General features: G+C 46.5%; 7 protein-coding genes. 6 read left to right on the top strand and 1 reads right to left on the bottom strand.

Going from position 1 to position 11005, the window contains the following annotated elements; genetic code table 11:
• Nucleotides 1-6: 6 nt before the first annotated feature.
• Complete coding sequence (locus P3C17_RS19680) at nt 7-1635, bottom strand: electron transfer flavoprotein-ubiquinone oxidoreductase (RefSeq protein WP_300931055.1); 1629 nt, start codon at nt 1633-1635, stop codon at nt 7-9.
• Between the two features lie 231 nt (nt 1636-1866).
• Here P3C17_RS19680 and P3C17_RS19675 point away from each other — a divergent pair, with 231 nt between their 5' ends.
• The 6 genes from P3C17_RS19675 to P3C17_RS19650 all read left to right on the top strand — a co-directional run bounded on the left by P3C17_RS19675 (nt 1867) and on the right by P3C17_RS19650 (nt 10930).
• Complete coding sequence (locus P3C17_RS19675) at nt 1867-2616, top strand: electron transfer flavoprotein subunit beta/FixA family protein (RefSeq protein WP_008898984.1); 750 nt, start codon at nt 1867-1869, stop codon at nt 2614-2616.
• A complete protein-coding gene (locus tag P3C17_RS19670; RefSeq protein ID WP_300931012.1) occupies nt 2616-3542 on the top strand; it encodes an FAD-binding protein in 927 nt (308 codons plus the stop codon). The genes P3C17_RS19675 and P3C17_RS19670 overlap by 1 nt, the downstream gene beginning before the upstream one ends.
• A 185-nt stretch (nt 3543-3727) precedes the next feature.
• Nucleotides 3728-4147 carry a hypothetical protein gene (locus P3C17_RS19665; RefSeq protein ID WP_300931011.1) on the top strand — a complete coding sequence of 140 codons (420 nt, stop codon included), beginning with the start codon at nt 3728-3730 and terminating at the stop codon, nt 4145-4147.
• Nucleotides 4148-4178: 31 nt separating this feature from the next.
• On the top strand, nt 4179-5681 hold the full coding sequence (locus tag P3C17_RS19660) for a DNA recombination protein RmuC (RefSeq protein WP_300931010.1): 1503 nt from the start codon (nt 4179-4181) through the stop codon (nt 5679-5681).
• Between the two features lie 67 nt (nt 5682-5748).
• Nucleotides 5749-6933: an SAM-dependent methyltransferase gene (locus P3C17_RS19655; protein ID WP_300931009.1), complete on the top strand. Its 1185-nt coding sequence runs from the start codon at nt 5749-5751 to the stop codon at nt 6931-6933.
• 133 nt (nt 6934-7066) lie between these two features.
• Nucleotides 7067-10930, top strand: coding sequence for a two-component regulator propeller domain-containing protein (locus P3C17_RS19650; RefSeq protein WP_300931008.1), 3864 nt, complete (start codon nt 7067-7069; stop codon nt 10928-10930).
• The last annotated feature ends 75 nt before the right edge of the window (nt 10931-11005 follow it).

The raw sequence follows: 11005 nt of genomic DNA, 5'->3' as shown, positions 1-11005 counted from the left end.
TGACTATTACATGTTCGGGTAGTTTGGACCACCAGCACCTTCAGGTGTGACCCAGGTGATGTTCTGGCGTGGATCTTTAATATCGCAGGTTTTACAGTGAATGCAGTTTTGCGCATTGATTTGCAATCGTGGCTGATTATTTTCTTCCACTATCTCGTAAACACCTGCAGGGCAATAACGCTGTGCTGGTTCGTCGTACAAGGCTAAGTTCACCAGCACAGGAATAGAGGCATCGGCCAGTTTTAAATGGCAGGGCTGATCTTCTTCATGGTTGGTGTTGGATAAATACACTGAAGATAAACGGTCAAAGCTGAATTTATTGTCGGGTTTAGCGTATTGAATTTTGGGGGCTTCAGCCGCTGGTCGTAACGTCAAATGATCAAAAGTGTCATCTTTTAGCGTAAACGGCAGTTTGCCTGYGAAGATATTCTGATCCAGCGTATTAAAAGCACCGCCCCAGAACGAACCAAATTTATGCATCGCAGGGCCAAAGTTGCGGCTTCGGAACAGCTCGTCGAATAACCAGCTTTGCTCAAAATTCGCTGCAAATTCAGTTAAATCTGCACCGGTTTTATCTTGCTGCAACGCCTCGAAAATAGTTTCAGCGGCCAGCATGCCTGATTTCATCGCCGTATGGTTGCCTTTGATTTTGGCAAAATTCAGCGTGCCAGCATCACAACCCACCAATACACCACCGGGGAAGGTCATTTTAGGCAAGCTATTCAGGCCACCCTTAGCGATAGCACGGGCGCCATAAGACACACGTTTACCGCCTTGCAGATATTGTTTAATCACAGGGTGTTGCTTATAACGCTGAAACTCTTCAAAAGGACTCAGGTGTGGGTTGCTATAGTTCAAGTCAACAATAAGACCAACCACAATCTGTTGACCTTCAGCATGGTACAAATAACCGCCACCGCTGGTATCTTGTTGTAATGGCCAGCCAGCGCTGTGCACCACTAAACCTTGTTGATGTTGCTCAGCCGGTACGTCCCAGATTTCTTTAAAACCCAAGGCATAATGTTGCGGAGAGCGGCCTTTATCCAGTTCAAAGCGGGAAATCAGCTCTTTGCCTAAATGGCCACGGCAACCTTCAGCGAAGACAGTGTATTTTCCACGAAGTTCCATAGCTGGCACGTAGCTGTCTTTCTGGCTGCCATCATGGGCAACACCCATTTCACCTGTAACCACACCTTTGACGATATCATTTTCAATCAGTAACTCTGCGGCGGTAAAACCAGGGAATATCTCAATACCCATTTGTTCAGCCTGAGTGGCTAACCAGCGGCATAAATTACCGATAGACACAATGTAGTTGCCTTCATTGTGCATGGTTTTAGGCACCAGAAAATTCGGCAGCTTTTGCGCATTTTGTTCATCTTTTAACAGATAAATGTGGTCATGCGTAACCGAGGCTGTCACTGGCGCATTCATTTTTTGCCAGTCAGGGAATAATTCATTTAAAGCCCGGGGTTCAAACACTGCGCCGGATAAAATATGGGCGCCCACTTCAGAGCCTTTTTCAACAACACATACACTTATTTCAGTGCCTGCTGTTTTGGCTTGTTGAGCTAAGCGGATAGCGCTCGACAAACCCGCAGGGCCTGCACCAACTATCACTACATCAAATTCCATCGACTCACGTTCAACCACAACAACCTCAACTTATCCATCTTTTTTGTCTGGCTTTTAGCCTTGTTCTGCTGATGGATGATTAACTTGACATAAAATTCATAACTTCTGCTATTTGCTAGGGTATTTCAGGTTGACGTTAACGTCAACAGTAAGTAGATTGATGACCTGGAAAGAATCAGCTTTACCTTAACGTCAACTTAGTGCTGAGTATAGCGGCCGAATGGGGTTTTTATGAAGATTTTAGTACCGGTCAAACGGGTCATAGATTACAACGTCAAAGTACGGGTAAAGGCCGATCAAAGCGGAGTGGATTTAGCTAACGTAAAAATGGCGCTCAATCCGTTTTGTGAAATTGCAGTGGAAGAAGCTGTGCGTTTAAAAGAAGCAGGTATAGCGACAGAAGTAGTGGTGGTTTCTATAGGCCCTGCTGCTGTGCAGGAGCAACTGCGCACTGCTTTAGCCTTAGGCGCAGACCGAGCGTTGCAGATTGAAACCGAATTGAGTTTAGATTCGCTGCAAGTGGCGAAATTATTAAGCAAAGTAGTAGCTGATGAGCAGCCGCAACTGGTGATTTTAGGTAAACAAGCCATAGACTCAGACAACAACCAGACAGGCCAGATGCTGGCTGCATTAACTGGTATGGGTCAGGGCACTTTTGCATCAAAAGTAGTAGTGGCTGATGGCAAAGTAAAAGTCACCCGCGAAATAGACGGTGGTTTACAGCAAGTAGAGCTGAGCTTACCTGCTGTAGTTTCGACAGACTTGCGTTTAAACGAGCCACGCTATGCTTCATTGCCTAACATTATGAAGGCTAAGAAAAAGCCTTTGGATGTAAAAGCGGCAGACAGCTATGGTGTGAACTTAAGCTCTAACGTCACGACGCTGAAAGTCACAGCTCCTGCATCCCGTCAGGCTGGTGTGATTGTCAGCTCTGTGGATGAGTTAGTAGCGAAATTAAAACAAGAAGCGAAGGTGATCTGATGAGCATTTTAGTGATAGCGGAACACAATAATCAGAGCCTGAAGGCGGATACTCATAAAGCCGTAAAAGCGGCTAGCCAGATTGGCGGTGATATTCATCTGTTAGTGGCTGGCTTTAATTCTGCTGCTGCGGCCTCAGAAGCGGCGACATTACAAGGTGTGACAAAAGTGCTGCACGCCGATTCGGCTGTGTATCAGCATCAACTGGCAGAAAATATCAGCCTGCTGGTGACTGAACTGGCGAAGGATTATCAGCATGTAGTAGCCAGCGCGACCACCAACGGCAAAAACTTTTTACCACGTGTCGCAGCTTTATTAGACGTGGCACAAATTTCAGACGTCATAGCCATTGAAAGCGCCGATACCTTTGTGCGTCCAGTGTACGCTGGTAATGCGATTGCGACGGTAAAAAGCAGCGATGCTATTAAAGTGCTGACTGTGCGTTCTGCCGCTTTTGATGCGGTAGATACTGGCAATAACGCAGCCATTGAAACTATCAGTGTGGCTAAAGATGCAGGTGTATCGGCTTTTGTCAGTGAAGAACTGACGAAATCAGAGCGTCCTGAACTGACGGCTGCTAAGGTCATCATCTCTGGTGGTCGTGGTATGCAAAATGGCGAAAACTTCGCGTTATTAAACGGTATTGCAGACAAGCTGAACGCTGCTATTGGTGCTTCACGTGCTGCAGTAGACGCGGGTTTCGTGCCGAACGATATGCAGGTAGGCCAAACAGGTAAAATTGTAGCGCCAGACTTGTATATAGCTGTGGGTATTTCTGGTGCTATTCAGCATTTGGCCGGTATGAAAGATTCCAAAGTGATAGTGGCAATTAATAAAGACCCAGAGGCACCCATTTTCCAGGTGGCTGATTATGGTCTGGTAGGCGACTTATTCGCAATTTTGCCTGAGCTGGAAGCCAAAATTTAACCTTTACCCTCTTTTGATCGAGTAAAGAGGGCCAGGCTGGCTCTCTTTACTCAAGTTAATAAATTGCTTACAAATTTCTTCTTTAACTCTCTTGTTCCCTTCGCTTCGGACCTCTAATATAGGCGGTTAATGCGCCGTTGCAGGCTTTTCGCCATCTTGGTGATCACGCTGTTCAGGAGATAAAAATGAAAAAAACGTTAACTCTGGCTGTGCTTGTATTATCACTTGCAGGCTGCGCTACAGTTCCCGCAAATAAAGACAGCTTGACTACCCAGTTGGATGGCCCTTTAGCACAGCTGCAGCTCGACACCCGCCAGTTGCAATTAAGACTGGAACGGTTAACTGAAAACAAAGAGTGCGAACAAGACAATCAGTGTAAAGTGATTGGGGTTGGAGCTCGTCCTTGTGGTGGGCCGGATCAGTATCTGATTTACTCCACACAGCATACAGATGAAAAAATGTTAAGCTACACTAATGAACGTTACCAGAAGCTAAAAAAGCAGCAAAATGAAAAGCTTGGCTTAATGTCTACCTGTCAGATGCTGCTGCCGCCAGTGAGTGCTTGTGTTGAGAAAACATGTGTAATAGGACAACCAGCCAGTTGATCTTTGTTATCCGGATGATGTAGAGAGAACCATGACCACAGAAGCTTTGTTTGTGTTAAGTAGTAGTTTGGCTGTGGTTTTGCTTTGTTGCGTCTGGGCTTTGATCCTATTCCGTAGCAAAGCAGTTCAGTTGCAACAACAACTCGGATTGCAACAAACCACAAACCAGCTTCAGGCACAGCAAAGCCAGCACGACCAGCAGTTGTTACAACAATATCAGTTGCAATTGCAGCAGGCTCAGGATGACTTTAAAGATTTAAGTTACCAGCAACAAAAATACGCCGCAGAATTAGCCCGTAGTCAAAGCCAGTATCAGCAGGTGTTTGAGCTCTGGACGGAGTTAAAACAGCAGCATCAGACGCAGCAGCAAGACTATATGCAGTTGCAACGTGAACACAGTGCTTTACAAATTAGTTTAAAAGAAAAGCAGCAGCATTTTGCCGAGCAACAGGCGTTATTACAAAACAGCAAACAACAACTCAGTCTTGAATTTCAGCAGCTTGCGCAGCAAATATTTGAAGATAAGTCGGTGCGTTTTCAGGCTTCTAATCAGGAAGCCCTAAACAGCTTATTGAATCCTTTCCGTTTGCAGTTGGACGCCTTTAAAAGCAAAGTGGAAGATATTCACCTCAAAGACAGCCAGCAGCAGGCGCTGCTCAATCACGAGCTGCAGCACTTAAAAATTCTCAATCAACAGATCACCGAAGAAGCACACCAACTGGCTGTGGCCTTAAAAGGCCAGAAAAAAACTCAGGGCAATTGGGGGGAGTTGGTACTGGAAAATGTGCTGGAGCGTTCAGGCTTAAGAGCGGGTCAGGATTATCAGCGTGAATTTTCAGTCACACAAGAAGATGGTAATAAACTACGGCCTGATTTAGTGGTGTTTTTACCTCAGGGTAAACATTTGATTATTGATGCCAAAGTGTCCTTGAATGCCTATAGCCGTTATATCAACTCAGAGGATGATATTGAGCGTAAACTGGCCTTGCAGGAGCATGTGGCTTCGATGGCTGCCCGCATTAAAGAGCTGTCTGACCGTAACTACCACAAGTTACCGGGCCTGAATTCACCCGACCTGGTGTTTATGTTTGTGCCTATAGAGTCGGCTTTTGTGGAGGCGCTAAAAGCTGATGAAACTTTGTTTCAACAAGCGCTAAATCAAAATGTACTGGTGGCGACCCCGACCACTTTATTGACCAGCCTCAATATTGTCCGTCAGTTGTGGCGCTACGAAGAGCAACATAAACATACAGCAGAATTGGCAAAACGTGCTGATGCGGTGTTTAACAAACTACGCACCTTTCTGACGACTTTCTTAAGAGTCAAAGAGAGCCTAAACAAAGCGCAGGAAGCCTATGAGACAGCCGAAAGTCAGCTGTACAAGGGCAGGGCGAACCTGGTGAAACAGGTAAACGAATTTAAAGATCTAACTCCTGCTATTCAGGCTGAGCTGCCGGAATATTTTGTCGAAAAGTCTCAGATTGAATTTGATAGCGAGCCTTTACCAGAGACAAAAACCTCGTCGGCCCCCTAAACAACTCTGGAGTGGCGCCGAAACAAAGGTTTATACTAACGGCCTTTTTTGACTGCAGAGAATTTCAGTGAGTACTTCAGATTTCAGCGCCTTTATCCAACTCCTCCAGCAAAAGCTTGAAAACAACAGCTGGCAAAAGCTGCTGTTAAGCAGTTATCAGGGCGAGGATAGCAGCCTGGTGCGGATTGAAGTGCGGCCTGTGGTTTTAAAAGATGTTGCGCATTTAAGTTTTTTATACCGGCATAAAACCCGGGATATCACCAAAAACTTTGCCGTGACTGAAGGATTTCAACAGATCCAAAATCTTTTAGGCTCAGAGTTTAAAGCAGCTCACTTCACAGCTTCCGATAGCGAAACTCAATTGAGTGTCAGTAAAAAGGGCAAAGTGTTAAGCAGCACCAAAGCTATTAAGCAAGCTGCTGTCAGCTCGGCAGTTTTAAGCCATGATAAAGAAAAGCAACGGTTTCTGACTTTAGAGCGGCCTTTTTTGCAGCAGCTTGGCGTCACCGATGCCCAGCATAAGCTGGTACCGGCTATGTCGCGTAAATGGAAGCAAATCAATAAATTTGTCGAAGTATTCGACCGGGCTTTAAGTCAAACCGGATTAAAACAAAAGCCAGCAGTGCATATCGCTGACTTTGGCTCTGGCAAAGCCTATCTGACCTTTGCGGTGCATGATTACCTGACACATCAGTTGGGACTCGATGCCAAAGTAACAGGAGTGGAGCTGCGTCAGGAACTGGTGGATTTATGCAACGGCGTCGCCTGTGATTTAAATTTGCAGGGTATTGGTTTTGAGCAGGGCGATGTAAAACATTTCCAGGCCAAAGGCATAGACGTGATGATAGCCCTGCATGCCTGCGATATAGCCACAGATTACGCCATTCATATGGGCATTCGCACCGGCGCTTCGATGATTATGTGCTCGCCCTGTTGCCATAAACAGCTGCGGCCGCAACTGATCAGCCCGCCTTTACTGCAACCTATGCTGAAACACGGTATTCATTTAGGTGAACAAGCCGAAATGCTCACCGATAGCCTGCGCGCTTTGCTGCTGGAAGCTTATGGTTATGAAACTCAGGTGTTCGAATTCATATCCCTGGAGCACACCAGTAAAAATAAGATGATCCTGGCGGTAAAAACTCAGAAACCCAAAAATCGTCAACAACTGCTCTCTCAAGTGCAACAAATCAAAAGCTTTTACGGCATACAGCAGCATTGCCTGGAAGAGTTATTGTTGCAGTCAGACTGACTTGCCCAGCAAGGCTCTTTTATTACATAGAAAAGCTGCCATTGGCCTGCCCTTAGATTTAATTCGTTAATTTGCTCAAATTGTGAAAGCGGTAAATACTGAATAAACAATGAGGTATAGCTGGGGAACATCTGTGGTAAAAGGCCTTTGGTCCTTATTGCTAGGGTTTGTGCTGCTTCTGGTGAACGTAGCTAATGCATCTGAACAGGTGCGTCAGGTCTATAGCCGCTTTGTTGCTCTGGAACAGAACCAGGCTCATATCTCCTCTACTGCACTGGCGCAGGATCATGCTGGCCAAATCTGGCTTGGCACTCAGCATGGTCTTTACCGTTTGAATGGATCTGAAGTCACAGTGTTCAGAGCCGATGCGACCGATCCTGCTTCGTTGTCCGCTGATTGGATCAGTAGTTTACTGGTCGATCAACAGGGAGTGTTGTGGGTTGGCACCCGTTACGCGGGTGTGAACCGATTTAATGCCGCTTCAGAAAGCTTCAGCCGGGTGGCATTGCCTGCAACCATCAACAATGGTTCCAGTGAAATCTCTGTGTTGTATCAGGATCCGCAGCTGCGGATTTGGGTTGGCAGTTATGGGGCAGGTTTATTTCTGTTAGAACCGCAACAACTAAGCCTGACAGCTCAACCATTACCTGCCCGTGTGGATGGCGTCTCCAGTATCCACATCAACGATTTATTGATGGCGGCAGATGGCGTCTTGTATCTGGCTTCAGGTGACGCACCTCTGCGGACTTTATCCGGCACGGGCGGGGGGCTGATTGCCTGGCATCCGGAGCAAAACTCAGCGAAGGGCTGGCATAAAGTTGATAAAGGGCAATCGGCAGGGTCCATTAATAAACTTCACCTGAAAAGTCCTCAGCATCTGATGCTGGCCAGTTTTAGCGGAGGTTTGTTGCAGCTTGATATAAGTTCTGGTGAGCTGACCATTCCTGTACAACCTGCAACATTACGCCAGGCCCAATTAACCGACATGCTCCAGGATGAAGCCGGCGGTTTGTGGCTGGCCAGTTACAATGCGGGATTGTGGTATCAGCAGGACGCAGGCCAGAGCTGGCAACAATTCCAGCATCAGGGCCAATTCAGCGGGGGATTACCCGGCAACAGTATTTATGCGCTGATGCTGGACAAGCAAGGCACGGTCTGGACTATCAACCAGTTGCGTGTGGCAGGTATTAGTCGCTTTGCCCGCCATATCCGAACTTTACCCACAGCAACAGATCAACCACAGCTATTGCCAGCCAGTGATGTACTAGGTATCGAAGTAGTTAACAGCAGTACTGTCTGGCTGGCTAATCGACAAGGTGGATTATTACGATTTAATCCCCAACAAGGCCGTCTTGAAGCTATCCCTATGCCAGATGGTAGCCTGGATTTCAGCGCACGGCAGGTTCGATGGGCGCCTCAACTGGATCTTCTCTGGACAGGTTCCGAGCAGGGGCTTTGGCAGTTCAAACCCAAAACACAAGAGTGGCAGCCAGTGCCCTTGCTTGGCGATACTCAAGCACAACCTGTCATTAAATCATTGTTTACGGATAGCCAACAGCAGCTGTGGGTAGGAACACGTGGACACGGCGTTTTTATTGTCAGTGCCGATGGTCAACAGATCACAGCACTGAACAGATACAGCAAACCCGGTTTGCCGGTGGATGATATTAACCTGGTGTATCAGGACAGCTTTGGTCTGATCTGGATTGGTAGTGCCGATCAAGGTTTGTTTCTTTACAACCAGCAGGATGGAAAGCTGCAACAATGGCAACAGAAGGATGCCAGTCAACATGGCCTGCAATTTAATGGCATTCAACTGGTGGTTGAAGAGAATAGACAGTTATGGATACATGCAGGTAATTTACGTCATCGTGTATTGAGGTCCAAAAATGCACCAGCGCAGATTGAAGGTTTTAAACCTTATCTGACTGCAGCTGATGATGATACAGAGCTGCGTTCAGCTCAGTTGTTTCGTTTATTGTATCGTCAACATTTTTTGCCGGAGCAGAAAAGTTACCTCAATCTGGATGAACGGCTTGGTGTGCAAAGTGTGACCTGGATAGGATCATGGGCTGAACACGAAGGCTGGTTGTTTCGTGGCGGTAAAGAAGGGCTGGATTTCTACAAGATTGATCAGTTACCTCAGCAGTGGCCTTTAAATAGCTTAAAACTGACCAGTCTGAGTTTGTTTAACCAAGCAGTTCAGCCTGCACGGCCAGGAACCCAATCTCTGTTGCCTGTGGTGTTGTCGGCACTGGATCAACTAACGTTAATGTATCAGCAGGATATGTTCAGCCTGCATTTCTCAGTGCCGGAATTTATTCAGCCCGAAACGCTGCGTTACCGCTATCAACTCAATGGCTTCGACCGCGACTGGATCCAGGCCAGCCAGCCTGTTGCGACTTACACCCGCCTGCCACCAGGCAATTATGTTTGGCATGCAGAAGCCAGCATAGGTGAAGGTCCCTGGCAAACTCAAACCTCATTAGCTATTGAAGTATTACCGCCCTGGTGGATGACCTGGTGGTTCAGAACTGCGCTGGTCGTTCTGGTGCTGTTTAGCTGTTTTTCCTGGTTTCAGCACAAAATGAAACGGCAACTGGAGATGCGGCGCCAATTAGAGCTTCAAGTCAGTTTACGCACCGAGGAACTCAGTCAAAAAACCAGTCAGTTACAAGAAAAACATCAGGCATTACAACGCTCCTATCAAGACATCACATTGCTGCAACAAATTAGTCGGGAAATCACAGCCTCCCTGGATTTGAAGCAGGTATTAACTCGCTGTCATTCTCACTTGGTGCAGATGCTGGATGCTCATGTGTTGCTGATTGGCATTTATCGCGAGACAGAGCATAAACTCGACTTTGCTTTTTGGATGGAAGATAACCAGCTGGCGCCACGCTTTGATGTTGATTTAGAGCAGGCCGCTACCCCAGCGGTGTATTGTTTTAACAATCAACGAGAAATGATTATTCGAGAAGCTACTGAATTTCTTGAGTATTTACCTATGATCCCAGAGCCTCTCTACGGTGTCATGACTAAATCTGTACTGTATTTCCCACTGACGGTCAGCGGCAAAGCTGTTGGCGTGTTTTCTGTTCAAAGCTTAAAAGAACAGGCTTACTCTGATTCGCAGATTGAACTGCTGCGCACTTTAGCCAGCTATGTCGCAATCTCCGTGGCCAATGCTGACTCCTTTGAGCAGTTACAATTAACCCAGCAGCAATTGATCACTCAGGAAAAAATGGCCGGACTTGGCTCATTGGTGGCTGGGGTTGCTCATGAAATTAATACGCCTCTGGGTATTTGTGTTACAGCATCCAGTCATTTACAGACAGAACTTGACACAGTTCAGCACGCTGTTGATCAGAAAGTGCTGCAACAAAGCCAGTTTCAGCGGTTTTTACAGCATTTGCGCGAAGGCCTGAAAATTTTGCAGGTCAACACAGGCAGAGCAGCAGATTTAGTACAGAGTTTCAAAAAAGTATCAGTGGATCAATCCAATGTCAGTTTACGAGAATTTAACCTTGCTACTTATGTGCAGGATGTTGTGCTGACATTAAAACCACAGCTGCATAAAGCAGGTTGTCTGCTGGATGTTCAGTGTGACTCTAATCTAGTGATCTATTCCGATCCTGGTGCAATAGCCCAGATTATTACCAATCTGGTGTTCAATGCACTGATCCATGGTGTAAAAGACAGACCCGATCCGAGAATTCAACTTAGTTTTAGCCAGGAAGGACGAACCTTGATGATGAAGTTCAGTGACAATGGCAAAGGTTTGGACCAACGAGCCTTGCAGCATTTGTTTGAGCCTTTTTATACCACCAACCGCAATAACGGTGGCACAGGACTGGGAGCACATATTGTCTATAACCTGGTGACTGTCAGTTTAAAAGGCTCAAACAAATGCTGCAAGGCTCGTTGGTCCAAACCTTTGCCATTGTCACTGAACTTCATCATCAAGGTTCGTCCTTCCTGGCTAAAACTAAGTTGAATTCTCGGATCGGGTCTGTCTTTTACACCATGGATCAGTGCATTGAACACCAGATTGGTAATAATCTGGGCTATT

The organism is Rheinheimera sp. 1928-s (genome assembly GCF_029269265.1).
GTDB lineage: Bacteria > Pseudomonadota > Gammaproteobacteria > Enterobacterales > Alteromonadaceae > Pararheinheimera.
The sequence above is the reverse complement of the archived record's forward strand: the minus strand, read 5'-3'. Positions and strand labels throughout refer to the sequence as shown.

Coding starts and splice junctions, on each gene's coding strand:
- P3C17_RS19670 (WP_300931012.1), top strand. CDS start 2,616: ATGAGCATTTTAGTGATAGCGGAACACAATAATCAGAGCCTGAAGGCG.
- P3C17_RS19665 (WP_300931011.1), top strand. CDS start 3,728: ATGAAAAAAACGTTAACTCTGGCTGTGCTTGTATTATCACTTGCAGGC.
- P3C17_RS19675 (WP_008898984.1), top strand. CDS start 1,867: ATGAAGATTTTAGTACCGGTCAAACGGGTCATAGATTACAACGTCAAA.
- P3C17_RS19660 (WP_300931010.1), top strand. CDS start 4,179: ATGACCACAGAAGCTTTGTTTGTGTTAAGTAGTAGTTTGGCTGTGGTT.